At 60.7% G+C, this 25,435-nt stretch carries 24 protein-coding genes; 15 read left to right on the top strand and 9 right to left on the bottom strand.

The window, feature by feature from the left end; genetic code table 11:
* Nucleotides 1-2 precede the first annotated feature (2 nt).
* The 4 genes from otsB to NKI59_RS17525 all read right to left on the bottom strand — a co-directional run bounded on the left by otsB (nucleotide 3) and on the right by NKI59_RS17525 (nucleotide 5,991).
* Nucleotides 3-764: a trehalose-phosphatase gene (gene otsB, locus NKI59_RS17540; RefSeq protein ID WP_352448846.1), complete on the bottom strand. Its 762-nt coding sequence runs from the start codon at nucleotides 762-764 to the stop codon at nucleotides 3-5.
* A complete protein-coding gene (locus tag NKI59_RS17535; protein WP_023674969.1) occupies nucleotides 761-2,542 on the bottom strand; it encodes an alpha,alpha-trehalose-phosphate synthase (UDP-forming) in 1,782 nt (593 codons plus the stop codon). The genes otsB and NKI59_RS17535 overlap by 4 nt, the downstream gene beginning before the upstream one ends.
* A 177-nt stretch (nucleotides 2,543-2,719) precedes the next feature.
* Complete coding sequence (locus NKI59_RS17530; RefSeq protein ID WP_352646123.1) at nucleotides 2,720-4,882, bottom strand: amylo-alpha-1,6-glucosidase; 2,163 nt, start codon at nucleotides 4,880-4,882, stop codon at nucleotides 2,720-2,722.
* A 47-nt stretch (nucleotides 4,883-4,929) separates the two neighbouring features.
* On the bottom strand, nucleotides 4,930-5,991 hold the full coding sequence (locus NKI59_RS17525) for a glycosyltransferase family 4 protein (RefSeq protein WP_352705639.1): 1,062 nt from the start codon (nucleotides 5,989-5,991) through the stop codon (nucleotides 4,930-4,932).
* On the opposite strand from NKI59_RS17525, the gene NKI59_RS35105 reads away from it, so the two are divergent.
* Nucleotides 5,977-6,549 (top strand): DUF982 domain-containing protein, encoded by a 573-nt coding sequence (locus NKI59_RS35105; protein WP_502901073.1) that lies wholly within the window; start codon nucleotides 5,977-5,979, stop codon nucleotides 6,547-6,549. The genes NKI59_RS17525 and NKI59_RS35105 overlap by 15 nt on opposite strands.
* 136 nt (nucleotides 6,550-6,685) lie before the next feature.
* Here the strand turns inward: NKI59_RS35105 and NKI59_RS17515 are convergent, their stop codons facing one another.
* Nucleotides 6,686-6,958 carry a hypothetical protein gene (locus NKI59_RS17515; RefSeq protein WP_352705636.1) on the bottom strand — a complete coding sequence of 91 codons (273 nt, stop codon included), beginning with the start codon at nucleotides 6,956-6,958 and terminating at the stop codon, nucleotides 6,686-6,688.
* A 258-nt stretch (nucleotides 6,959-7,216) separates the two neighbouring features.
* On the opposite strand from NKI59_RS17515, the gene NKI59_RS17510 reads away from it, so the two are divergent.
* The 10 genes from NKI59_RS17510 to NKI59_RS17465 all read left to right on the top strand — a co-directional run bounded on the left by NKI59_RS17510 (nucleotide 7,217) and on the right by NKI59_RS17465 (nucleotide 16,629).
* On the top strand, nucleotides 7,217-7,384 hold the full coding sequence (locus NKI59_RS17510; protein WP_352705634.1) for a hypothetical protein: 168 nt from the start codon (nucleotides 7,217-7,219) through the stop codon (nucleotides 7,382-7,384).
* Nucleotides 7,385-7,646: 262 nt separating this feature from the next.
* The gene (locus NKI59_RS17505) at nucleotides 7,647-7,871 is read left to right on the top strand and encodes a hypothetical protein (protein ID WP_352502409.1); all 225 of its coding nucleotides are present in this window, start codon (nucleotides 7,647-7,649) and stop codon (nucleotides 7,869-7,871) included.
* A 113-nt stretch (nucleotides 7,872-7,984) separates the two neighbouring features.
* A complete protein-coding gene (locus NKI59_RS35100) occupies nucleotides 7,985-8,239 on the top strand; it encodes a DUF6894 family protein (protein ID WP_502901072.1) in 255 nt (84 codons plus the stop codon).
* 379 nt (nucleotides 8,240-8,618) lie between these two features.
* Entirely contained in the window at nucleotides 8,619-9,245 is a 627-nt protein-coding gene (locus tag NKI59_RS17495; RefSeq protein ID WP_352705632.1) for a class I SAM-dependent methyltransferase, read from the top strand.
* 237 nt (nucleotides 9,246-9,482) lie between these two features.
* A complete protein-coding gene (locus tag NKI59_RS17490; RefSeq protein ID WP_352705630.1) occupies nucleotides 9,483-11,270 on the top strand; it encodes an ABC transporter ATP-binding protein in 1,788 nt (595 codons plus the stop codon).
* Between the two features lie 6 nt (nucleotides 11,271-11,276).
* Nucleotides 11,277-12,458 carry a glycosyltransferase family 9 protein gene (locus NKI59_RS17485; protein ID WP_352705628.1) on the top strand — a complete coding sequence of 394 codons (1,182 nt, stop codon included), beginning with the start codon at nucleotides 11,277-11,279 and terminating at the stop codon, nucleotides 12,456-12,458.
* 9 nt (nucleotides 12,459-12,467) lie between these two features.
* Entirely contained in the window at nucleotides 12,468-13,655 is a 1,188-nt protein-coding gene (locus NKI59_RS17480) for a glycosyltransferase family 9 protein (RefSeq protein WP_352705626.1), read from the top strand.
* Entirely contained in the window at nucleotides 13,645-14,823 is a 1,179-nt protein-coding gene (locus NKI59_RS17475) for a glycosyltransferase family 9 protein (RefSeq protein ID WP_352705624.1), read from the top strand. Before NKI59_RS17480 ends, NKI59_RS17475 begins: the two co-directional genes overlap by 11 nt.
* 301 nt (nucleotides 14,824-15,124) lie before the next feature.
* Nucleotides 15,125-15,919 (top strand): sulfotransferase domain-containing protein, encoded by a 795-nt coding sequence (locus NKI59_RS17470; RefSeq protein ID WP_352616093.1) that lies wholly within the window; start codon nucleotides 15,125-15,127, stop codon nucleotides 15,917-15,919.
* 14 nt (nucleotides 15,920-15,933) lie between these two features.
* Nucleotides 15,934-16,629 carry a sulfotransferase family protein gene (locus NKI59_RS17465; RefSeq protein WP_352705621.1) on the top strand — a complete coding sequence of 232 codons (696 nt, stop codon included), beginning with the start codon at nucleotides 15,934-15,936 and terminating at the stop codon, nucleotides 16,627-16,629.
* Nucleotides 16,630-16,659: 30 nt separating this feature from the next.
* Here the strand turns inward: NKI59_RS17465 and NKI59_RS17460 are convergent, their stop codons facing one another.
* Nucleotides 16,660-17,898 carry a glycosyltransferase family 2 protein gene (locus NKI59_RS17460; protein ID WP_352616090.1) on the bottom strand — a complete coding sequence of 413 codons (1,239 nt, stop codon included), beginning with the start codon at nucleotides 17,896-17,898 and terminating at the stop codon, nucleotides 16,660-16,662.
* Here NKI59_RS17460 and NKI59_RS17455 point away from each other — a divergent pair.
* The 4 genes from NKI59_RS17455 (at nucleotide 17,866) to NKI59_RS17440 (ending at nucleotide 22,058) form a co-directional block, all read left to right on the top strand.
* On the top strand, nucleotides 17,866-19,029 hold the full coding sequence (locus NKI59_RS17455; RefSeq protein ID WP_352705619.1) for a glycosyltransferase family 4 protein: 1,164 nt from the start codon (nucleotides 17,866-17,868) through the stop codon (nucleotides 19,027-19,029). The two genes, NKI59_RS17460 and NKI59_RS17455, sit on opposite strands and share 33 nt — an antisense overlap.
* A gap of 113 nt (nucleotides 19,030-19,142) precedes the next feature.
* A complete protein-coding gene (locus NKI59_RS17450; protein WP_352471919.1) occupies nucleotides 19,143-19,916 on the top strand; it encodes a glycosyltransferase family 2 protein in 774 nt (257 codons plus the stop codon).
* A 108-nt stretch (nucleotides 19,917-20,024) separates the two neighbouring features.
* Entirely contained in the window at nucleotides 20,025-20,747 is a 723-nt protein-coding gene (locus NKI59_RS17445; RefSeq protein WP_352705616.1) for a glycosyltransferase, read from the top strand.
* A gap of 273 nt (nucleotides 20,748-21,020) precedes the next feature.
* Complete coding sequence (locus tag NKI59_RS17440; protein ID WP_352705614.1) at nucleotides 21,021-22,058, top strand: phosphatidylglycerol lysyltransferase domain-containing protein; 1,038 nt, start codon at nucleotides 21,021-21,023, stop codon at nucleotides 22,056-22,058.
* A gap of 589 nt (nucleotides 22,059-22,647) precedes the next feature.
* Here the strand turns inward: NKI59_RS17440 and NKI59_RS17435 are convergent.
* The 3 genes from NKI59_RS17435 to NKI59_RS17425 are packed head-to-tail and all read right to left on the bottom strand — an operon-like array spanning nucleotide 22,648 to nucleotide 25,383.
* Nucleotides 22,648-23,724, bottom strand: a complete 1,077-nt coding sequence (locus NKI59_RS17435; protein WP_352575042.1) for an ABC transporter ATP-binding protein — start codon at nucleotides 23,722-23,724, stop codon at nucleotides 22,648-22,650.
* Nucleotides 23,721-24,521 (bottom strand): ABC transporter permease, encoded by an 801-nt coding sequence (locus NKI59_RS17430; RefSeq protein ID WP_352705611.1) that lies wholly within the window; start codon nucleotides 24,519-24,521, stop codon nucleotides 23,721-23,723. The genes NKI59_RS17435 and NKI59_RS17430 overlap by 4 nt, the downstream gene beginning before the upstream one ends.
* A gap of 1 nt (nucleotide 24,522) precedes the next feature.
* Nucleotides 24,523-25,383 (bottom strand): ABC transporter permease, encoded by an 861-nt coding sequence (locus tag NKI59_RS17425; RefSeq protein ID WP_502901075.1) that lies wholly within the window; start codon nucleotides 25,381-25,383, stop codon nucleotides 24,523-24,525.
* Nucleotides 25,384-25,435 lie beyond the last annotated feature (52 nt).

The raw sequence follows: 25,435 nt of genomic DNA, 5'->3' as shown, positions 1-25,435 counted from the left end.
GATCAAGAGACCGGCAAGGCCTCGAAATTGGCCTCGAGCCAGGCTATTGCGCCGGTCACGTCGTCGAGGGCATAGTTTGCGGTCGTCGGTCCGTTCGGCTTCACGCGGATGGAGATGCCGCCAATTTTATTGATCGCCTCGAAACCGTGTTCGTCCGATGTATCGTCTCCGAGGAATATCGGCCGCCCGCCGACAAAGGGCGGAATGTCCATGAAACGCCGGATGGCAGCACCTTTGACGGCTTCCAAAGGCATGAGCTCGACGCCGGCGTTTCCCGGAAGCACCCGATAACCCTTCGGAAGCCGGGCCAATGCCTGTTCGACGAGCTGGATTGCGGGTGCAAGCAGTTGCGGTGCTGCTCTTGTATGAACGGCAAGGACCGGCCCCTTGCGCTCGACATAGACCTTGCCGCTGCCCAGTTCGGCCTCGATCTCGTCCGCAAGGGCGGCGATGTCGGCCGGCGCGTCGGCGGCATCGATCGGACCGCTCGGCGTCAGCCGGTGCTCCAGCCCATACAGTCCGGCGATCCGCAGCTTCAGCGGATGGAACAGTTTGTCCACGGCGGGAATCGATCGGCCGGTGATGAAGGCGACCGCACCATCCAGCCGCCGCTCGATGCGTTCGAGCAGATTGCGCAATTCCTCGCCGACGAACACCGCGTCGGGATGGGCAGCGTGTTCCAGCAGGGTTCCGTCGATATCGAGGAACAGCGCCCATTGCCCTTCCGACAGGTTCAACGCCGGCGGTTGTTCAAAGCTTTTCACGACGCTGCCTTCCGAGCCCGCTCGAACATCGAGATGACGTTGTTGGTGTTCGATGGCGGGCGCTCGCCGGTTCCGGTCACCCTGTCGAGATCGCCGCGTTTGCGCAGGCGCGCGGCGTCCAGCAGCATACTGCCGGCCCAGCGGTAGACATTGTTGTCGCGGACCATCTCGCGCATCGGCCGCAAACGTTCGCGCTGCTCTTCCGGCGTCATCGTCAGCGCCTGCAACAGCGCCTCGCTCATCATGGCCGCATCGTAGGGGTTGACGATCAGTGCTTCCAGCAGTTCGCGCGAGGCACCGGCGAAGGTGCTGAGCAAAAGCACGCCCTGTTCGTCGTCGCGCGCTGCGACGAATTCCTTGGCGACAAGGTTCATGCCGTCATGCAGACTGGTGACCATACAGATGTCGGCGGCGCGATAGACCTCGTAGACCTGCTCCTGCCGATGATGTTCGGCGACCATCAGGATAGGGCTGTATGTCTCGCTGCCATAGCGCCGGTTGAGCTCCTCGGCACAGCGGCGGCATTCGTCGTGGAGTTGCTGGTAGGCGGGCAATGTCCCCCGGCTCGGCGCGGCGATCTGCAGGAAAACCACCTTGCCTATCCATTCGGGATATCTCGTGAACAATTCGTCCAAGGCATGGAAGCGATCGAGAATGCCTTTCGTGTAGTCGAGGCGCTCGACGCCAACGCATAGTTTGGTATCCGCAGACAGGCCGAATCTGTCGCGCACGCTGGCGCGGCACTCCTCCACAGACGGCAGTTTTGCCAGCAATTGGGCCGGCCATTCTATGGAAATGGGATAGGCGTGGACCAATGTGGTCTGCCCACCATAGGAGATTGCCGCGTCTGCCCGTTCGATCCGGCTCTCCAGAAAGCGGTCGACACTTTCGGTGAAGTTGTTGGCATGGAATTGGGTATGAAAGCCGATGATCGAACTGCCGAGCAGTCCTTCCAGGATCCGCTCACGCCACGGACAGATGCTGAATACTTCCGAATTGGGCCAAGGGATATGCCAGAAGGTGATGACTATCGCGTCCGGCAGGCGCTGGCGGATCATGCGCGGCAGCAGCGCGAAATGGTAGTCCTGCACCAGCACGATCGGCCGTTCGTTGCGGGCTTCGGCAACCACCGTATCGGCGAATTTGCGGTTGACGGCCTCGTAGGCGTCCCAGTCCGAGGCGCGAAACACGGGGCGGGTGAAGGCGATATGGCAAAGCGGCCATAGGCCCTCATTAGCGAAGCCCAGATAATAGCCCTGATATTCCTCCTCCGTCAGCCAGACCCTGCGTAGCGTGTAGGACGGATTGCCTGGCGGCACCTGCACCCGGTCGTCCTTGTCGACGGTGAGGCGGTCTGCCGTGCCGCCGCCATAGGCGATCCAGGTGCCGGCACAGGCGCGGGTGATGGGCTCGAGTGCCGAAACCAGCCCGCTGGCCGGCACCAAAAGTTGGACCCCGTCGTCCTTGATGTTGTGGATGTAGGGTTCGCGGTTGGACACCACGATGACCTGTGCGTCCGGCAGGTCGTCGGCCAGGATCTTGCGCAACGTGTCGGGCGACCATGTGACCAGTGCCGCATCGGCCGACTGGCCGTTCTTTTCGAACTCGCGCAGCACCTTGCGTGCCGCTTCCGACGCGACATCCTCGCTCGGCGTGTATGCGGCCGCCGTTGCGCGGCCGCGACGCTGGCGGGATATCGACAGGAGAATGGCAAAAGCAGAAAAGCCAAAACTTGCAATCAGCAAAACCCAGAGCAGGTTTACAGTATAATCTGACATGGAATGTGATCTCGCCTCCGGCCGGCCGATAGCCGTTTTTATTTGTTTTCTGGTTCGCCGCCGTATGATAGCGACAGCATCCCCGCGCCGCCCATTTTTGCAACGCACAAAGAGGCTATCGGTTCCGGACGATTGCAATGCCGCGCGTCATTTTCGATGCGCCGCAGCGCGGCGGCATCAAGTGCGCACGATGAGCGGCACCATCCCCTCATACCGATCGGCGAGAAAGGCGACGACCCGGTCGCCGACACGCTGGAATGTGAGGTCGACCACTGTCGAGCCGACACCCAGATGCCGCAATGTCAGCGTGTCGATGCCGATCGGCAGCCTTGGGCGGGTGACCCGGATTTCGCTGTTCCAGCCGTCGATTTCGAGCCCAAGGCAGGCCTGCATCAGCATGAAGGCCGATCCCGCCGACCAGGCCTGCGGCAGGCACGCGACGGGATAGGCGATGGGCGCTTCGCCCGGCGACCGGGTAAAGCCGCAGAACAGTTCCGGCAGCCGCATGTTGAAATGGACAGCCGATTCGAACGTGCCGCTCATCAGCCTGACTACGCTCTCGCGCACGCCATAACGTGCCAGGCCGGCACCGCACATGGCGGTGTCGTGCGGCCAGATCGAACCATTGTGGTAGGACATCGGATTGAAGAATATCGCATCGTCGGCCAGCGTCCTCACTCCCCAACCAGAGTGGAACGACGCAGAGAGCAGCTGATCGGCGACCATCTGCGCCCGTTCCGGCTCGGGCAGCCCGACAAAGAGAAGGTGGCCGGCATTCGACGTCCGTACCTTGCAGAGCTCGCCTGCACCATCGATCGCCAGTGCATAGAAATTGAGATCGTCCATCCAGAAATGGCGTTCCACCGCGGCGCGCATGGTTTCGGCGCGTTCCTCCCAATGATCGGCCTTGTCGTCCTCGCCGCGGCGGCGGGCGAGCGCCGCCAGCCCACGGAAAGCGGCAAAGACGTAGCCTTGCACCTCGACCAGGGCGATCGGCCCCTTGGGCATGCGGCCATCGGCATGGAAGACGGAATCGAAACTGTCCTTCCAGCCCTGGTTGGCAAGGCCGGTCTCGGCGCCGCGCTGGTAGGTAACGAAGCCGGTCGCGCGGCTTGTCTCCTCCGTCCATTCGGCCGCTGCACAGAGCGATGGCCACAGGCTGTCGACGAACGCCATGTCGCCGGTACGATCCGCATAGGCGCAAGCGAGATGAATGTAGAGCGGCGTGGTATCGACGCCGCCGTAATAGCGGCCGAACGGGAGCTCCCGCAGTGCCGCCATCTCGCCCTTGCGGGTCTCGTGCATGATCTTGCCGGGCTGCGAATCGCTGAACGGCGACGTTTCGGTCGCCTGATGCTGGGCGAGAAAGGCGAGTACGCCGCGCGCCAGCCCAGGATTCAACCACAGCATCTGCAGTGCTGAAATCACCCCGTCACGGCCAAATGCCGTCGAGAACCAGGGTATGCCGGCATAGGGGTAGGGTCCGGTTGAAAGCTCGGTGGTCAGCAACGCCACGTCCGCGCGCGCGCGTTCGATCCAGTCGTTGAAGACGCGGCCGGAGCTATGCACCGTCGCGCCGTGGCGGCGTTTGGCGCGCATGCCGAAGCGAGCGCGGGCGGCGGCAGCCCGAAAACGGTCGCGGTCGGGTGTCTCCGCCACTTCCGGGCCGACCTCGATATAGAGGACCTCGCTGCTGCGCTTCGTCACCGCAACCAGGAAATCCGCGCGGCTGGCGGTCAAATTGTCCGGCGCCTGCGAGAACGAAATCGCTGACAGGCGCACGAGCTGGTCCAGCCCGTCATATCGAAGCACCACGGATGTCGGACTGGTCTCGGCGGCGTGGGCTATTCCGCGCTTGAGCCGGGTCGAACCGCGCACCTCGAACATGTCGCGGAAATCTGCTGCGAAATGCAAGGAAACCCGAATGGCCGACGATTCCTGGCTGTAGTTGGAAAGGGTGATGCGCTCGAACAGCCGGTCCTGCCAAAGCAGCCTGACGCGTTCTATGTGGATCGCGCCCTGCGGAATGTCGCGACCACCGACACTCTGGATCGGCAGATTGGTCAGGTTCGAGGTGAAAAGCACATTGTCCTGGCTGAGCGAGGCGCCGAGCAACGACATTTGCCGGCCACCGACCGTCAGCCGGAATTCCGAAAGCACACGCGTGTCGTCTCGGAAAAAGCCATCGCCGGCGCCGCGGATGTCGCCATAGGCGTCGGCCACCGCGAAGCAGTCGGCTTGCTTGAGGGCGAACAGCCGGTGCGGCTCCCGGGGCGCAACCTCGTCGAGGGAGGCAAGGGCTACGGCGGGATCAAGCTTACGCTCGTCGAGTTGATTCATACGTCACAAGCTCTGTCGTTTCGTTCCAACGTCCACAATGACGCCGATCAGGACGCTCTCGCTTCACCGGGAGTACCGATCAGGCGCGCATAGGCAGCCACATAGTCGTGGGCCATTCTCGTGGCAGAAAAACGGTTTTCGAACACGGCTCTCACCTGTCGCCTGTCGAGGCGCAGCAATTCCGGTATCGAGGCGACCGCAGCATCGACCGTATCGACAAGGAAACCGGTCACGCCGTGGTCGATGATCTCCGGCAGGGCACCGCATTTCCAGGCGATTACCGGCGTGCCACAGGCCATAGCCTCTATCGCGGCAAGACCGAACGGCTCCGGCCAATCGATCGGAAACAGCAGGCCGGCCGCCTTGCCGAGGAATTCCGCTTTTCTGTCCTCTTCGATCTCGCCGATATAGTCGACACGGTCGCCGTCGATCAGCGGCTCGACCGTGTCGTGGAAAAAAGGGCGGTCGTCGTCGCCGATCTTTGCCGCAAGCTTCAGTTTCAGCCCGGAGCGCAAGGCGATCTCAATGGCACGGTCCGGGCGCTTGTCGCGCGACAGCCGGCCCAGAAAGGCCAGATACGGCTCGTCCACCTCCGTCTCGAAAGTCGGCTCGTACATATTGATCGGTAGCCCGTGATGGATGGTCGCCAGCCAATTGGCCCTGGGTAGCCCGGTTCTCTGGCTGCGCGAAATCGAGATCATCGGAAAGCGCGGAAAATGTTCGTAGGCCCGGGCCAGGTCGACATAGTCGAGCCTGCCATGCGGTGTCGTCACCGTCCGGTCGGGCAGGTGTTCGAAGAAAGGAAAATGCAGGAAGTGGCTGAGATGGAAATGGATGATGTCGAACTGTTGCGCACGGCTCCTCACCTCGGCGAGCATCGAGAGATGCGCCGCGGTTTCGGATTTGTGCGGGCGCGGATCGAGACGGAGCGCGCGCTCGCGACACGCCACCAATTTCGCCGACGTCTTGGTATCGCCGCTGGCGAACAGGGTCACGTCATGGCCAAGCTCGACCAATCCTTCGGTCAGATAGGAGACGATGCGCTCCGTCCCTCCATAGAACCGGGGTGGCACGGATTCATGGAGCGGCGCCACATGGGCTATTCTCATGTTTTGGCATTTCCCTCAAAAAGACTGCTCGTGGCATCGAAATGCATCAGCCGCGCTAACGTTCCCGTACAATGGCAAGATGTCACCCAATTGGGGCAAGATGTCACCCAATTGGAGCTGCCGGGCGCGTCCACCGCTGCTCGTCTGGTCCAGCCAACATTTTTCAGGCCAAGCCCTCTTTTGCCGGGAACCAAAGTCGGGTTCGCGAGTTTAGTGGGGTTCGATCGCACGCATCCGGTCGACGGGGAGGAAGTGATGGACCGTTTGCAATTCTTTTCGCCCGTGCGGATTTTGCGCGGACAGGGACAGCCCGTGGAGGAGATCGACAGCGTTGCCGAAGCAATGGCATTCTTGCGAAAATGGCCGGCCGGGCGGCGCGGGCCGGTTTACCAGTGCGCCGTGAATTGCTGCGCTGCGGCCATGGCCGGCCGGATGTCGGCCGAGGAAGCGAGAAAGGCTTTTGCCGGCTTCGCCCGGATCACCCGCCTGCTCGAGGGCGATCGGCCGTTGCCGATGAGCGGCGAGGATCGGCATCGCGATCACGCCTTGAGGCGATAGCGCCGACTACCCAGATGGTCCGAGCAAGGGTGGCATTCAGCCGGAGCGCCCGATCGGCGACCGACGAGCAGCGCCGGCAAGGTGTCGTAAAGCGCTGCCCAGTAGGGGGCGTTAAACCCACGCCGGTAGTCCGGCACTATCCGGTAGTGCCGCTTGAGTTGCCGGCGCCGCTCGATCCGCTGCCGCCGCTTGAGCCGCCGATGGGCCTCTTGTTGACGTTGCGTGGGGAGGGATGGTTGTTAGCGCCCTCGTTTACATTTTCGCAGGTGCACTTGCGCTGATATTTGGTGCCGAAGGCACTGCCTTCATTGCTCGCCTTCTGGCAGACCAACCCATGGCAAATCAACGTCGCTTCGGTTGTCTCGGGGGTAAGGCCCGTGATGACTAGTGCGGTTGTCGTGGCCGCCATGCCCGTGATCGTGAACCGGAGTAAATTCCGAAAATTTTGCACAGATACCTCGCTTTCTGACGCCTCGCTTCTCGGCTCGCGCCCAAGCGTCCTCGTTGTCGAGTGGGTGTTTGCGACAAGCCCGTATACGGATCGCTTACGCCTCAGCGGTCGGAGCTCAGGGGCGGCATAAAAAGTTGGACGAAGCGCAGACAATGGTGCCGCATTGCGGTATTTCGACCGGAAAAGGCCAAAGATGCACTTTTGGGGGAATGGAAAATGTCGAAACGGCTTAGACTGGTGCTGGGAACGGCCGGCGCAATTGCCGTCGCCATTGTCTGGGGGATCGTCGCTACGTCGACGGGTGTGCCATCGATTCTGATCACTGTAGGAGCGGTCGCGATCGGCGCGGGCATCTACAGCTATGTCGATCGAAGCCGAAGCTGATCCGGTTATCAGGCTACGGGCATAGCGCAAAAATCCCACGGTCGCAGACTGTCTGCGGCAATGCTCAGTGTACGAAAATTACCAACGACAGCGTTCTGTGGAACGAGTGGCCTGCCGAAGCTATTGTGGTGGCGGTCCGAGACACCCCGCCTCGGGTCATTGGCTCACCCAGCCGAGTGGTCCGCTGCTACCCAATGGCAGCGGACCTTCATCCGGAGGACAGACCCGGAAGACGGACATTGTGCCGAATCGAGGGAGAACGATGGTCGTTGACGAGATTGCCGCGCGGCGCCTGAAAATTCTGCTCGAGCAGTACATGGAGACCAGGAAGAGGCGCCACGATGCGGTTTCCACCGCAGCGGCTGAGATCGCGATCAGGGCTGTCATGCCGAATTGCCCGGCCTCCGGAAAAGTCCTGGACGACATGATTGCGGCATGTGCGTTCGAACACGGGCTGGGGGTGCTGTTCGATCGACCTGACGCATGAAGGCCTGAACGCCATGAGTCCCACCGCCAAAATCGCACGGTGCTGTCGTGCACAAATCCGACGCTGTTCCTGAGACCGCTTGCGACTAGATAAACCAACCAACCGGAGCAGGCATGCCGAGATATTTTTTTCATTTCCGAAACAATGACGGCCGCTTGACGGAAGATTTCGAGGGTCAGGAGTTGGACGGTTTGTCCGCGGCTCAGGATAACGCAATGGCTTCGGCCAAGGAAATCCTGGCCGAGGGCTTGCTCAGCGGCGGCCCAGTCCTGACAGGCCTTTCCTTCGAAATCTGCGACGAGAACCGGAAGCTGCTTTTCCGATTTCCATTCTCGGAAGCTGCCGAAAAGGCCGGCGCTCGACCTTGATTGGCCAAAAAGCCCGGCGATGCGGGCGAGCTTTGATCGAGCCTGGCTGAAAAACCGCATGTCGCGCAAGACGGTCGTTGGTGCAATCAGCACCATAGGCAAATTAATAGCATAGCTGCCGGCACAAAGCAAGAACAAATATGGCTTGCCTTGCCGACGGGGCATTACTTATGTCCCTGCGTGTGCCGGCCCGGGCTATCGTGCGTTTCAGGAACTCGAGGGCAGGCACGGGTAGGGGGCGCCAAGCGACGTTGCCATTTCCAACCAATATGTCGATTTGTCGGGCCGGGTGTTCGTCAACTTACCGAAACGTCTTCGCAGGATGCTGTGATCAGGAGTTCCTTTCTCCCGCGGTTGCGTTTACAGGACGCTCAGGACAGTGTCGTTTGCGCGCCAGCAACTGGACCGAGTTAGGCCGGGCGCACAGTCCCCCTCCGTCAAGGAAACCAGTCCGGCGCCGTTTTTGGAGAACAATGATTTGTGGTGGTCAAATAAGCAAAAGAGATTCAAGGGAACGTGGGACGACCGACTGGACGGCCTATTCTCAGCAGAGGTCGACTACGCCGGGAAATCCATTCTCGATGTTGGCTGCAACATGGGTGTTGTCGCCTATGAGATATCCAAGCTAGGACCGAGTTCGATCCATGGGATCGACATTCTCAAGCCGCATATCGAGACGGCCAAGATGATCTTCCTGGGTTGTCCGGTCCAAAGCCGGTTCGATTGTCTCGATCTTGGCAGCCGGAAGCTGCAAAATGTTCTCCAACCGCAGTACGACATCGTCATGCTGCTGGCGGTCTACCATCACATGCAGTGGAGCCTCGGCGAGGACAAGGCGCGACGCGTGCTGTGCGATATCGCCGGGCGTGCTCAAACGATCGTTGCCCGCGTTCCTCCTGGCAAGGATAAGGAGATGATCGCGGTGCTTTCGGATGTGGGCTTTTCAATCAAAAGCAATCACACATCGCCTCTTGGAAGCCATCTCATGGTCCTCGCGAAACACTGACCAGGCATAGCGCGGCCGACGACGAATGGCGCAAGAGCCGCGTGGCTGGGGTCCGCTATGCTCGCATGCGAGGAACCGACGGTCATAAGCCGATGACGTGCAAGGATCCGGTTCGGCATTGACTGCGGTCGGGAACGAAGCCACAGACAGGTGATCGAAACCGTCTCGCGCTTCAAGATAACGCGAAGACCGGACGGGATCGCAACGGGCGGCGACGAGATGATTACAAAGAAACGAGTGTCAACGGCCCCAGCATATCCGCTGATCAAGCGTCTGATTGGCGAAAATCTGCCGCCGCACAAGATGCTGTATGTGACAGGTTTGCTGTGCTCGATCGCCGCTGCTGCGGCGACCGGCGCGGCGGCCTGGATCATGAAAGTCATGATCAACACCATCTATGTCGAGCGAGACGCTGCCGCTGTATCGGGTATCAGCGCCGTCATCATCGGCATTTTCCTGGTCAAGGGCATAGCTGCCTACTGCCAGACCATCACGACGGGAAAGATTCGCCGGGCTATCGTTTCGGACCTGCAAAACCGGCAATTTTCCCGAATGGTGTATTTCGACATCAGCCGTTTCGCGAACCAGCATCCGGCAAAATTCATCTCCAAAATCATGTTCAACGCGCGCGCCGGGGCGACCGTTATTCTCACCCTCACGAGCAGCGCCGTCTCTGATCTGCTGACCCTGATTGCCTTGGCCAGCGTCATGGTCAAGCAGGACCCGGTGATGTCGCTGATATCCGTGGCGGTTCTGCCGATGCTGTTCCTGTCAGTCGGCGCGATAACCAGGAAGCTCAAGGCGCTGGCGAGGGGCGAGACGGAATTGGCCGCACAAGTCCAGTCGATCGGCACGGAAGCCGTCGAAGGCATCCGCACCATCAAGTCCTTCCAGCTCGAGGACAAGGCGGTTGCCAGCTTTGCAAAGGCCGTCCGCAAGATGGAAAGACGTGGCATCCAGATCAACCGGACGTCAGCATTGATGAGCCCATTGATGGAGACCGGCGGCGGCGTGATCATCGGGCTTTTCGTTATGTACGCCAGCTGGCAGACCCTCGGCAACGGCAAGACGCCCGGCGAATTCATGGCCTTCATTACCGCGTTCCTGCTTGCCTATGAGCCTGCCAAGCGGTTGGCCCGGGTCAATGTCGACATCCAGAAGCAAATGGTCGCCGTCGAGCAGATGTATGATTTGATCGACACGCCCGAGCAGCGGCGACTCGCGATCGCGGGCGAGCGTCTGACCGACGTCGATGGTGGTATCCGCTTTGAAGATGTGGCCTTTTCCTATGACGGCAACAGCCCCGCGCTCGAGGGTGTTTCCTTCGACGTGCGACCTCGTGAGAAGCTGGCGATCGTCGGCCGCTCCGGCGCCGGCAAGACCACCATCGTCAATCTGATCCTGCGCCTGATGGAGCCGGACAAGGGCAGGATCCTGATCGACGGAAAGGACATTTCGAAGATCAGCCTGGCCGACGTTCGCGATAACATCGCACTGGTATCCCAGGACGTCTTCCTGTTCGAAGGCTCGATCCGCGAAAACATTCGCGACGGCCGCCCGAATGCCACGGATCAGGAAATCGAGTCCGCTGCAAACCTCGCCCGGGTCACCAGCTTTGCTTCGGCGCTCGAAAACGGGCTCGACACGCTTGTCGGGCCAAGCGGCACCAACCTGTCCGGCGGCCAGAAACAACGCGTTGCCATCGCGCGCGCCCTGCTCAAGAATGCTGCGGTAATCGTCTATGACGAAGCGACATCCGCGCTTGACGGTGAAAACGAACGGGCGGTTATGGAGGCAGCCTTCGACAACACATTTCAGCGCACGGTGATCTGCATTGCGCACAGGCTGTCTACAATCAAGGCGGCCGATCGTATTCTCGTGTTTGACGCCGGACAGCTTGTCGATGCTGGAACGCATGACCAGCTTGCCAAGCACAGCGAGATCTATCGTTCGATATTCCACCTGGAGACGCCCGATCCGATGGTCGAAAGCGGCAAAAAGCTGCGGCAGAGCGTATTGCGCTGAAGGCCGATGACCAGCTTTTATCACGGTTCCTATGTCCGGTATGTGATTGGTGGACTGGGCCTTCAGGTGCGCCGGTACAAAAAGGCGGTGCGCAGGTTGTTTTTTAGTCCCAAGCAGCCTCGTTCCATTCTTGATCTGCAGGCCAAGGTTGAGGCCCTGATCGTGCGCAGGGACTGGAAAGGCCTTGAAGCCGGTACCAATGAGATGGCTGTCACGGCCGATCATAATCGCGACCCGGAGCTGATGCAGAAGGCGGGCCAGGCGTTCGAACGCCTTGGCAACTTTTCGCGGGCAGCTGAGCTTCGGCTTTCCGCTCGCCGGCTGCGGAAAGGGAAAAGCGCCAACGAGTGGACCGGCGAGAATCTCGGATCGGATACACTGCTGATCGATCTTGTGGAGGATGACCCGCGCAGCCTTGGTCGGGTTATCCGCCACGCGCGACTGGCCGGCGCTGCCGCTGCCTATGCCCAAAGCGCAACAATTCGGGTCGAGCCGCGCCTGGTATCAATTCTGCAGCGAACGTTCCCGAAGGCGACCGTGGTCCCGGCGCAGCAGGATGTGGTCGGCAACAAACGTGCGACGTTCGAAGATCTCGCCTGGGTGTTCGGACGCGATGCCGAAAAACTTGCTGCCGACTTCGTGCCGCTGCGGGCAGATCCTGAACTCGTCGAGACATTCCGCAAGCGCTATCGCTCGATGACGGATCTGCCGCTGGCAGGTCTTTCCTGGGGCAGCAAATCCCACACCAAGGACGTGCCTGATTTTTCTGAATGGGCACGGTTCATCGCCCAGACACAAGCGACATTCGTTTCGCTCCAGTACGGACAGATCAAGCCGGCGTTGCGGCGCCTTCGCAACGGCAACGACGCGCGTCTGATCTTTGACGACAGCGTCGACCAGATGGTCGACATGGACCGTTTCGCCGCACAGCTCGCCGCACTCGATGCTGTCGTGACGATCAGCAATACGGCGGCCCATCTTGCCGGAGCCCTTGGCGTGCCGACTGTTTTCCTCATCGACGATAATTTTCAGACGGCATGGCCAGTGACCGGCGACCGGACACCCTGGTATCCGAAGGGCATTGTCATTCGCAAGGAGGGGCGCCCTTGGTCGCTGGTGCTCGACGAGGCCGGCCGGCGGCTCTCGTCGATCCTGACGACGCTTTCCGACGCTCCCCGGGGACGATAGAACATCGCCGTGCAGAACAGACGAACCATCCTTCAGAAGGCAAAAACCGCCGACCTGCGCCCGCAGGGCGCCGTCGGCAAGCGGCTGCAGAAGGTCCTCGAGCGGGCAAAGGAACTTCTTAGACGTCCCTCGCGCCACGCCGACGAAAGCGCCGAACGGCATATGAGGCTGATGGAGGAAAGCGTGCAGCGTGGTGACTGGCAAACTGCTCGCGACCATGCACTGGCGCTTGGCGCGCTTGGTGAGCAGCTTGACGATCTCGGCCTGATCAAGAAAGCGGGGCGCGGACTGAGGCGTCTCGACGGAGGAAATCGCATCTGGCAGTTGATGGCGGCGAGCAAGCAGCTGCGCGGCAGGCCCGATTGGGATGGCAGTGATCTTGCGGGTCGCACGCTTCTCGTCGATCGTCGCGAAGGCGACCTGGCGATCTTTTTCCAGTTCGCGTCTTTGCTTGGTCCAGCAGCTGCGGCTGCCGGTCGATGCATCGTCTTCGTCGAGCCGCGACTGGCACCGCTTTATCGCAGAACATATCCTGCGCTCGATGTCAGGATTGAAGGGGAAGAGGACATGGCGGCGGTGGACGCCGATGTCGTTGCCGGTTTCGAGACACTCGCAAAGCATTTCTGGCCGGACGACCCGGCGGCACGCGCGCCCTTCGTTCCGCTGGAGCCGGACCGGCGACTGGTTGCCGAGCTGCGCGGCACCTATCTCGATAGCGGCCCAGGTCCCCTGATCGGATTTGCCTGGGGAAGCCTCAACAAGAGCAAGGATCTGCCGGCCTTGGACGATTGGCGGACGCTGTTCAGCAGCCTGCCGGGGCGCCTCGTCAGCTTGCAATATGGCGATGTCGGGCCGGCCCTCTCCGAGTTCGAGCGCCACGCGCCGGGGCGCATCATCCATGACGCTTCCGTCGACCAGTTGACGGACATGGACCGCTTTGCCGCCCAAATTGCGGCGCTCGACGCGGTGGTGACGATCAGCAATACCGGCGCCAACCTCGCCGGAGCGCTCGGCGTGCCGACGATTGTCATGCTCGACGATGGATTTCGGCTGTCCTGGCCTGCTTTCGGTGAGACCGTCGCCGCATATCCGAGCGTTCGACTGGTCCGAAAAGGCGGCCGAGCCTGGGCGTCGGCAGTGCAGGAAGCAGGCGGACGGGTCATGCAAATCATCAGCGGAGCTGGCGATGGAGGGTAGCCAACTTCTCGGCCGGTTGCGCCGCGCTGTCGCGCTTGCAGGTTACAAATACAAGGTCTGGTTCCGACGTCACCGGCGGCAGCTCTTCCTTCGCTGGCGCGACGGCGACATTGCCGATCAGATGGCGGATTATCGGCGGAGCGTCGAGTCCCGCGATTGGCCGGCGGCACTGCCGAAAGCCCTGGCTCTTGGATCCATTGCGAAGTCGAGGGGCGAGGTCCACCTGATCGACGAGCTCAGCAAGGCGCTGATGCGGATGGGCGCCTATGGCGCAGCCGCCGAACTCAGGATCGCCCGACGCCACATCGTCAACGGCCGCGTCGATGGCGAGTGGCTGGGCCAGGATATTTCTGGCCAGACACTGCTGATTGATCTGATGGAAACCGAAAAGCAGGGTCTGGCCACCGCGATCCATCATGCGAGTTCCGTCGGCTGTGCCCTGGCGCGCGCCGCCCGCTCGATCGTGCTGGTCGAGCGCCGCCTGGTACCGCTCTTTCAGCGCACTTTTCCGACCGCCGATGTGCGGCCGGTCGGCGCTGGCGGCAAGGCCGCCTATGCCGAGGCGCAGGCCTTCGCCGGCGTCCAGCATCTGACTGCCGTTTTCGAAACCGACGAGGCGACGATCCGCGAGCATTTCGTGCCCCTTAAGCCGGATCCGGCCCGGGTCGCTGAACTTCGCGCCCGCTACCGGAAGGAAGGACGGCCGTTGGTCGGTATCGCATGGGGCAGCTCCAATCCCGGCAAAGACCTGCCGCCGCTTGCCGCCTGGCGAAACCTGATCGGCCGACCGGACCTCCGGTTCGTCTCGCTGCAGTACGGCCAGATCGAGACCGATCTGAAGATCCTGACCGACGGTGAGCCGGAGCGAATTCTTCATGACAGATCGGTCGATCAGCTCGTCGACATGGATCTTTTCGCCGCGCAGGTTGCCGCGATGGACGCCGTGGTGACCATCAGCAATACCGGAGCGCATCTGGCCGGCGCGCTCGGCATCCCCTCGGTTTTCATTCTGGGCGACGGCTTCAAGCGCTCCTGGCCGGTCGAGGGCGACCGCACGCCCTACTATCCATCGGCCGTGCTGGTCTCGAAACGGGAACGCCCCTGGTCCGTGGTGATGGGCGAGGCCGAGTCCATTCTGGCGCCATGGCTCACAAAAGTGAGTGGCTAATGCATGTCGTCCAAAAGCGCGTCACTGAATACGCTTCGACGCGATGCGCATTAAGGAGTTCGGCCGACGGACCGCGGAATGGAGCGCCCGTGTCGAACAGTCGTCGCAACAGGCCAAAAAACATAAGGCATTCCGAACCGGGATATAGTAAAGGCCAATTCGCCCCGCAGAGGATCGCAATTCTTGCTGGCATTTCTGCCTTGTGTTCGAATTAGCCGTAGGCTTAGGCGCCCAGTAATGGGGTTGGTCTGGCCGGCAGCGGTTCGGGCGCCAGCTCTGATAATCTAAAGGAGGTCTCTCCATGTCCTTTCTAAACATGTCCTTTCTAAAATTTTTCCAGGCCAAAGCGCCGCCTCTTCCTCTTATCGTATCCTTTCCAAAATCGGGGCGCACGTGGCTACGTGTCATGCTGGACGATCTCGGAGTTGAAGTTCAATACATTCACGACGGAACCGACCACAAGTTACTTCGACCGATATCGGGCCTCAAGGAGAATAAATCCCGATACAAGAAGAGAAGAACAATAATGCTTGTTCGCGATCCAAGAGATACGGTGGTCTCAGGGTACTTTCAGGTTCAGAAGCGCCACATGCTTCCAGCGGGATCGTTCAGCGATTTTATCAGAAGCGACAATCATGGGATTGAAAAGATCATCAGATTTAATCTGCATTGGTTCGCGGCCATGCCCCGGATGCGCGAAATCCGGTATCTTCAATATGAAGATATGCATCGGGATACGGCTGGTGTCCTTCGCGCGATCCTTGGATTCCTGAACCAGCAGGCTGACGATCGGACGCTTGTCGAGGTGGCGAACAACCGAACGTTCGACAAGATGAAAGTGAGTGAATCGACCGGTGATCTGTCCGATCGATACGGCAAGATATTACAGCCGCGCGATGCGAATGATCCCGAAAGCTTCAAGGTGCGCAAGGGCAAGATAGGCGGTTACGGCGAATATCTTTCCGAGGACGACGTGGCCTATTGTGACGAGCAGTTGGCTAAGTTCGAATATTGGGAGAAGCTGGACAAGGTTTTTAGCACGAACGGCTTGTGCTACGCTCGCGTCGATAACCGCGCCCGGGTCGCCTTGGGTTAGGGAGCATTGCCGACATGGTGATGCGGACCGGATTCATTTGCGGCTGCGGCCATAGCGGGACGACGTTGATTGCGACGATCCTTGCGTCGAATCCCGACGTCTACCTGCCGCTCCAGGAAACCAACATTTTCTTCAAGTGGACGCCACTGGCGATGTTCCGCTTCTGGAAACTGAAGCGGGCGGCGCTCGATGCTGGAAAGAACGTGCTGCTTGAAAAGACACCGCGGCATATCCGCCGTGTCGCCCGCATTCGCCGGCTCGTGCCCGGCGCGCGTTTCGTCATGCCGGTGCGAGATGGGCGCGACGTCGTAGCGTCCCTGATCAAACGACTTGGCGACCCAACGGAGGCTCTCGACCGCTGGATCAACGACAACGCGCTGGTTCTTGCGGAACGGGGAAAGCCGGATGTGCTGATCTATCGCTATGAGGACCTGGTCGAGAATCCGGCCAAAGTCGTCGAGCAGATATGCGGCTTTCTCGATGTAACCTTCAGCCCGGATCTCCTCGACTATCACAAGAACCCGCAGCAGTGGTTCAAGCCGACCGACGCCAGCGGCGAGACGCCACATGCGGTGCTCCGGAACCAACAGGTCAATCAGCCGATCTATGACGGGAGCGGAAGATGGCGCTCCGAACTTGGAAACGCCGAGCTACAGGACCTGGTACAAGGACGAGGTGCCCAGCTTATGAAAGCATTCGGTTATGCATGATGTCGGTTCGGCATCTGCTTGAAATGCCGTCTACCAATCAATTTTGTCGATCAAACCCGTTTTGAACAGGCTGTGAGCGCCTTCGTACCGCATTGACTGTTCGCTCATCGCGCTGAGAGCGGCTTTACCGCTCGATACCTCATGATACTGGCGATATTTGGAAGCGCCGTTCCAATACTGACCTTCCGCCACCGCGACCTGCGCCTTGTCGTTGAAATCGGCGAAGAACTTGAAATGAAGCAGGCCAGCCAATCCCTTTATATAGTTTCGCCAGTAGGGCAGCGGTGAGTGAATCGACGTAAAAATCGTCTGGCGATCAACATATATCAGAGGAAACTTGGTCAACTTGTGCTGCCTGGCGAAAAGCCGGGTTCTCGGGCCGCCTGTGATCTTGAGATGCCGGGGGCTCCTCGTCACCTCATAGCCGCTGCCGTCGAAATGGTCCGCAACTTGCCATGGCGGCACGATGGGATCGAAGGGTACGTCCCAGATGTTTCCGCTCGGATACATGTCGATCATCGGCGCCAGCAGGCGTGTCATTCCGCGCCGCTTGAGCCAGTCGGCCATCGCACCGAGCGGATGCTGATCCATACCGTCATAGACAAGATATTCGTCGGCATCCACGGTCAGATACCAGCGAGGCTGACCATAGATCTGCACAATCCCCTGACGCCAAAGGTTTCCCAGGTCCGACTGCGAATAGGTGATCGGCGAGCTGAATAGATCGACATCTGGCTGCTCGGCCAGAAGCTCAGCTGTTCCGTCTGTCGAGCGATCATCGAGGACGGCGAATCTGGTGACGCCGAGTTCGCGATAGTGCTTCAGGAACGGGCGTAGCCTGTCCGCCTCGTTGCGGATCACGAGGATCAAAGGCAGGTCATTCGCTTTAAGGGGCGTTATCGGCCGCAGCGATGACACTTCTGCCCGTCTTCCGAAAGTGTGTCTCAGCCGATATATGGCGGTGTCGGTAATCGTCCGGCGGACAATGGCGGGCCAGGTTGCTTTGCTCAAGCCATCGATTCCCCTCATGGCGGTCACCGCCCGGCTGGAGCTGGCGCTGATCCGCTGTTTGCAGTTAATTTCTACATGCAGCACCGTTAGGCAAATCGCAAGCAGTTGCGGACAATGGACACAGGCCTGTTCTGAGTTCCGGCGGGTGAGCTTTCCAACTGTTGCCGATGCGCGCTGGCCTCTATAGACATCGTCAGATGGCAACAAGGCCGGAGCCCAGACCCCATGCACGCCGGCATTCGTGGCACCGAAAATCAATTCGACAGGCCGCTCCTGTTCGTGCGCCAGCGTTATGCGCCTTTCGGTGGCGGCGAGATCATGTTGGAAAACATCATGGCCGCACTCGCCGCGCGTCAGCGGCGGGTGGCCGTGCTGTCCGGCGACTGGCCGCGTTATGAAGGCATCGAGTTCATCCATTGTGCCGGCCGCCGGTTTCCGCGTTCGCTGCGGGCGACGTCCTTTGCTCAAGCCGCCTGCCGCAAGATCGCCGAGATGCCGCCGGCGCTGGTGCAGAGCAACGATCGCCTCCCGTGCTGCGATGTCTTCCGGGCCGGGGAGGGCGTTCATGCCGCCTACCTTGCCGAGCGGCGGCGTTTCGAGACGCGGCTTGGCAGGGCGGCAATGGCGCTGAGCCCCTTTCACCGCCAGACGCTGCGCCTTGAACGTGCAACCTACGCCAGCCCGAGGCTCAAAGCTGTCATTGCCATTTCGAAGATGGTGGCAGAGGACATTGTCCGTCACTACGATTATCCGGCGGAAAATGTGCACCATATTCCCAACGGGGTGGATCTCGACCGCTTCAACCCGCAGCTGCGCCAGCAGCATCGGGCGACAATCCGCGCGCGGCTCGACGTTGACGAAAACAGGCCGGTCGTCCTGTTTGTCGGCTCGGGCTTTGCGCGAAAAGGACTTCTTGCACTGATGAAGGCGGTCGCCAGGCTCGATGGCGAGCCTGAATTGTGGGTCATCGGCCATGATTCGCGCGCCAACGCCTTCAGGCAGGTCGGTGACAGGCTCGGTCTCGGCGCACGGCTCAAGATGCTGGGGCCGCAGAAAGACATGCTGCCGTGGTACGGCGCGGCCGATATTGCCGTGCTGCCTTCCATCTATGATCCTTTCGGCACAGTGGTCATCGAAGCGATGGCCAGCGGCTTGCCCGCCCTGGTAAGCACCGGCTGTGGAGCGCGCGAGCTTGTCGAGCGGTTCGAGCCGACGCTCGTTTGCGATGCGGCCAGCGAAAGCGACCTCGCTGCAGCGCTCGCGCACGCGCTGCAGTTGTCGTCACGACCTGAGACCGCAGCCCGGGTGAGAGCGGCCGCCGAACACTATGATTTCAATGTCATGATCAAGCGAATGATGGCGCTTTATGAAAGCCTTGATCTGAAATGATTTTCGACTTTGTTGAATTAGGTCAGTACCCTCAGTGTGCCAACGGAGCGGGAGCCGATGCTGCAGATGCATTCGAATGACAGTGGCAGCTTTGATGCCGGAACATTCTGACCGTGCCGGCGCTCTCGGTCATTATCATCACCCGCAACGAGGAGGCATCCATCGCGCAGTGCCTTCGGTCGGTCCATTTTGCCGATGAGATCGTCGTTCTCGACAACAACAGCAGCGACAGAACCAGGGAGATTGCCGGTGCTCTGGGGGCAAAGGTTCTGATGACCGTTGATTGGCCCGGTTTCGGCGCGCAAAAAAACCGTGCGCTGGCCGCGGCAACGGGGGATTGGATCCTCTCGCTGGATGCCGATGAGTGGGTGGAGGCGCCGCTCGGCGCGGAAATAAGGGCCGCAATCGCCGACCCAAAAGCCAATGACGGCTTCGAAATACCGAGAAGATCGCGCTTTTGCGGGCACATTGTCCGCCATAGCGGCTGGTCGCCCGATCTGGTGCTCAGGCTCTTCCGTCGCCGCTCCGGGCGGTTCAGCGACGACACCGTGCACGAGAAGGTATTGGTGAACGGGAAGGTCAGCCGATTGTCCCAGCCGATCGAGCACGATTCCATTACCGACTTGGCAGATGCCCACGACAAGATCGGCCGGTACGCAGAAGCGTCCGCCGCGCAACTGCTTGCCGAGGGCAAAAAAAGCTCGATAGGCAAGGCGGTTTTGCGCTCGGTCTGGGCCTATGTGCGCAGCTATATTTTCCGGCTGGGATTTCTGGACGGTTCCATTGGTGCGATGGTGGCCGCGTATTCGGCCAGCTACACCTATCAGAAATGGGCCCGTGTCGCATTGGGAATGCGAGGCCCGGTCCACCCAAAAAAGCAACGCTGAGGCCAGGACAAATCTGTGAGAAACCGGCTTGGTTGACCGCAATTGTTGCCGAGCCATCGCCAACTAGTTAGTGTACGACCGTAAAAATCGAAAGCCAGGGTAGTGAATATGACTGATGCGTTTAGGGTATTTATCGGATGGGACAGCCGTGAGCCGATCGCGTACGACGTCGCGCGACACTCGCTGCTCAAACATGCGTCGGCGCCTGTCTCCGTCATTCCGATCAAACAGGACGAGATGCGTGCCCGCGGGCTATATTGGCGGGAAAAAGATCCGCTCGCCTCAACGGAGTTCACCTACACGCGCTTCCTCACGCCCTTTCTCGCCGACTACACGGGTTGGGCCCTGTTTTGCGATTGTGATTTCCTGTGGCTTGGTGACGTCGCAGGCCTGCTGAAATATACGGACTCGGACAAGGCGGTCTATTGCGTCCAGCATGACTATGCGCCGAAGGCCACAACCAAGATGGATGGTGTGGTCCAGACGTCCTATCCTCGGAAAAACTGGTCGTCGCTGATGCTGTTCAATTGCGCGCATCCTTCGGTCAGATCGCTCACGCCAGAGGTCGTGAATCGGGAAAGTGGCGCCTATCTTCACCGAATGCAGTGGGTTGCCGACAAAGATTTGGGCTCATTGCCGGTAGAGTGGAATTGGCTCGAAGGTTGGAATGAAAAGCCTGCGGTCGGCACACCTAAGGCGGTCCACTATACCAGCGGCGGCCCGTGGTTTGCCGAATGGCAGAATGTCGACTACGCCGATTTGTGGATAGCAGAACGCGACGAGTTCCTGGCTTCCGATCAAGCGGAATCTTCTCAGAGCGCCGTTCGATAAGAACATCGTGTTTGGCAGGTGATCTGGGTGCTTCCGAAAGTGGCATTGATTTTCGTGTCGCCAAGGGCGCAGCAACCAGCCGTCAGGCGCTGGGCGTCGATAACAATGCGTGTTGCCGTCTGGGGGCGGGACCGGGGCAGATTGCGCCTACGAATCTGGCGGCTCCGGCCGGGTAAACATGCCGCGCTGAGATAAGGATCAGCTCGCGGCAATATGATCGGTTTGGGGTCCGTCAGCTCTTTCATCGGCTTAGCCGGCACGCGAAAGTCGACCATGCCGTCACTGCGAAGACGCCTCGATCGTTTCCTGGAGAACCGCGGGCCTAAAATACCGCGGCTGCAGCTGAACTATGTCGAGCGCCTGGCGCTGGTCCGTCGCCATGGTGATTTTTCCCTTGCCTATTCGACCGCCGTGCAGAAGGGGCTTCACTACTTCGGCGATGCCCAGGGCTACATCGCTTACGGCAGCAAAACGCGACATCATTTCGCGCTCGGTGATCCAGTGGCTGCCCCGGCCGATCGGCGCGACTATATCAGACGTTTCATCGAGGTTGCCGGCAGCCCGTGGTTCGTGCAGATCGGCGACCAGACGGCGCGCGTGCTTGCCGGGTTTGGCTATCAGGTCAACCGCCTCGGCGTCGACACCAGGCTTGTCCTGCCCAGACACGACTTTTCCGGAAAGCGCAATGAGACAGTGCGCTATTCCGAACGCTGGCTCTTGAAGAAGGGTTTTTCCTTCGCAGAGGACAACGGGACTGTCTTCCTCGACGAGATTGCCAGACTCTCCCAGAATTGGCGGGCCGACCGCATCGTCAAGCGCTGGGAGATGAAATTTCTCAACAGGCCCTTTGCCGATCACCTTGGCGTCGATATGCGCCGTTTCGTCCTGCACGGTCCGGATGGGGGGCTCGTGGCCTTGCTGGATTTCGATCCGCTGTTCAGCGACGGCAAGGTCATCGGCTACACCACCTCGTTCAAGCGCAAGCACATCGATGCCTCGGCGCATGCCGAGATCGGCCTGACCAAGTTCGCGGTCGACCGCTTTCGCGATGAAGGTGTTTCCGTCGTCACCCTAGGCCTGTCGCCGCTTGTCGAAATCGGACCTAGCGGGTTTGCCGAAAGCGATTTCTGGCGGCACGCCTTCCAGCGTGCCTATGACTCCCCCTGGGTCAATCGCACCCGCTTCAATCTGCAGGGGCAGGCGGCCTTCAAGCGCCGGTTCCATGGTGTCGAAGAGCCGACCTATCTTGCCTTTCGCAAGGGGACCTTTTTCGAAGCGCTTTCTCTGCTCCGGCTGATCAGGGCCGTCTAGTGCCTAGTGGCTGAGCGCTCGTCGTCTCCTAGTATGGTCGACCTCACACCGGTCAGGCTCGGTTGTTTAGGTGGGAAAGGAATGCCGCGGCGAGAAGCAAAAGACCGGCTGCGAACCGCCGGCCCATTCTGCGGCGTCCCCCAGTCCCGCCGGGCACGTTTGGCAGCCTGAGAACGGCTTCGCGTCAGCGCCAAAGGGTCGGATTCACGGTTGCTGCAGCGTACCGCCGGGAATAACGAGGGTACCCTGGCCTGGCCTTGAGTATCTGAAGCCTATGAAGAACAAAGCAACGATGATCAAACAAATGACGATGACCGCGACGACGCTGCCAGGATGGTGTCCGGTATCTGGCGGTTGGACCATTGCCTTCCCGTATGGCTATCGCCGCTGACCTTCTTCATCTTCCAACCGAGCATGACGACTGTCAATGGATACGGGAGTTGCGCCCGCCATCCAATCAGCCGACTGCAGCGTCGATCACGTTGCGCGCTTGCTGACCGAAGCTGATGATGGACCTAACCGCAGCTTGTTCCCAAGCACGCTTCCATCGCTGCGAAGCGTTGAAGGGCGGCGATCCACCGCGGCTTGGTCAGGCCGGAAACAGGAATGCAGCAGCGGGATCGAAAAAGACCTGCCGGCTGCAGGGCCACACATCCTGCGATTGCATGGCGGCGGAGGTCGGCCTGATGTCAACCTCCTGTCCAGCGGCGATGCGCGCGACGATCCGCCGGCGCTCGCCGTAAAATGCGATGTCGACGATCTCGACATTCAGTTCCGCGCTCGCCGGGCTCCGCTCCATGCTAAAGGCTTCGGGCCGGATCATCAGCCTGGTCTTCTGGCCTTTGCCGAACGTGCCGTTGGCCCTGACTCCGGATATGACCGAACCGTCTGTCATGCGGATCGTTGTCGTGCCGTTGGTGGTGCCGAGATGTTCGGCGGCGAGGAAATTCGAATTGCCGATGAAGCCGGCGACGAAATCGGTCGCCGGCCTGAGATAGAGATCCTCGCCGGTGCCGGTCTGCTCGATGCGGCCATCCTTGAACAGGGCGATTCGGTCCGACAGATGCAGCGCCTCTTCCTGATCGTGGGTGACGTAGAGAATGGTGACGCCGGTCTGGCGATGGATGCGGCGGATTTCGCCCTGGATTTCCTCGCGCAGCTTCTTGTCGAGCGCCGACAATGGCTCGTCCATCAAAAGGATCGGAGGATCGTAGGCCAGCGCCCGGGCCAGCGCGACGCGCTGCTGCTGGCCGCCCGACAGCGCACCGGGTAAGCGTCCGGCAAAGCTTTCGAGCCGCACCAGGGCCAGCATGTCGGCGACCTTTTTCTTCACCTCGGCGTCCGGCCGGCGGCGAACCCGCAGCGGAAAAGCGACGTTTTCGGCCACCGTCAGATGCGGAAACAGCGTATAGCGCTGGAAGACCATGCCGATGTTGCGCTTGTGCGAAGGCACTGCAAGCAGTGATTTTCCTTCCAGCAAGACATCGCCGGAAGTCGGGTCCTGAAAGCCGGCGATCGCGTAGAGCGTCGTCGATTTTCCCGAACCGGAGGGCCCGAGGAAGGTCAGGAACTCGCCCCTGGGAATGTCCAGCGTGACGTCGTGCACGGCGACGATCGCGCCGAACGCCTTGCGCAGATTGCGGATGGAGAGGAAAGGGTGGGTCATGTCCGGAACTTTCGCTGCAGCAGCGCCGTCATCACCATCAGGGCGAGCGTCAGCCCGACCAGCAGGCTGGAGGCAGCGGCGATCACCGGACTGAGGTCCGACCGCAGACTGCCCCAGATCTTGACGGGCAAGGTTTGCAAGCTGGGGCTGGCCATGAAGATCGCCACCACGACTTCGTCCCACGAGGCGAGGAAGGAAAAGATCGCGGCGGAGAAGATGCCGATCCGGATCGACGGCAAGGTGATCCTGAGCCTGGCCTCGAGCGGGCTTGCCCCGCAGACGATTGCCGCGTCCTCGATCGACTTGTCGAATCCTTCGAGCGCGGTGGCGATCGGAATGATGGCGAAGGGCAGCGCCAGCACGGTGTGGGCGATGACGAAGCCGATGGTGGTGCCGCCGAGGCCAAGGCGAAGGAAGAAGGCGTAGATGGCGATGGCGAAGACAACGACGGGCAGCACCATCGGCGTCAGCAGCAGGCCGCGCAGGATCTCACGTCCGGCAAACCTTCCGCGAACCAGGGCAAAGGAGGCGAGTAGGCCGATCGCTACTGCCAGGATCGCCGTCATGGTGGCGATCCGGGCGCTGGTCAGCGCGGCGTCGAGCCAGGCCGGATCGGCAAAAAGCTCCTGGTACCATTTGAGCGTCCAGCCGGGCGGCGGAAAAGCCAGCCAGCGCGACGAGCCGAAGGAGAGCAGGACAATGAAGATCACCGGCAACAGAAGAAAGCCGGCGACCAGCGCGGTGAAGCCGAGCAGGGCAACCCGCAGTCCACCCATGCGGTCATAGTCGAGCAGCATCTCAGATGCCTCCGCTCATGCGCCTGGCACCGGCAAGGCGCAGCTGCAGCGCGTAGAGAGCCATGGTGACGACAAGCAGGATGAAGGCTGCGGCGCTGCCGAGCCCCCAGTTGAGCAGCGACTGAACCATCTGCGCGATCATTTCGGCAAGCATCATGTTCGACGTGCCGCCGAGCAGTGCCGGCGTTACGAAGTAGCCGAGCGACATGACGAAGACCATCAGGCCGCCGGCCGCGACGCCGGGCAGCGACAGCGGCACGAGGATGCGGCGGAACGCCTGGAAAGGGCTTGCGCCGCACAGCGACGCCGCACGCAGCGTCATCGGATCGATCGCCCGTAACGTGCCGACCAGCGGCAGGATCATGAAGGGCAGCATGATATAGACCATGCCGATAGTGACGCCGGTGAGATTGTTGATGAGCGGCAGCGGCTGGTCGATGACGCCGATGGTCATCAGCGTCCGGTTGATCACGCCGGTACGCTGCAGGAGCACCATCCAGGCATAGGTGCGGGTGAGTAGGTTCGTCCACATCGACAGAATGATGATGCCGAAGATGATCGAGGCCAGTCCCGAAGGCATGATCGCCAGCATCCAGGCGACCGGAAAGGCGACAAGGACCGTGACGATGGTGACCAACGCCGCGACCAGGAATGTGTTGAAGAACACCCGCGCATAGGTGCCGTCACCAAGCAGGGCAGCATAGTTCTGCAAGCCTGGCTCGGGCTCCGTGACACTGCGCAAAAGCAGCGCCAGCACGGGGACGACGAAGAACAGCATAATCAGAATCAGGGCCGGCAGCAGGCCATTGAGACCTGCCGGCACCCGCACCGTTCCAAAGTTCCGGCGTGTTTCGACCGACATGACAGCGACCCGGCTACGGGACGAGACGGCGCGAACCGTCTCGTCCATTGCG

The organism is Mesorhizobium sp. M0598 (genome assembly GCF_040320865.1).
In the GTDB taxonomy this organism is placed as follows: domain Bacteria; phylum Pseudomonadota; class Alphaproteobacteria; order Rhizobiales; family Rhizobiaceae; genus Mesorhizobium.
Note: the sequence above shows the minus strand (reverse complement) of the source record. Positions and strands in the feature narration are given on the sequence as shown.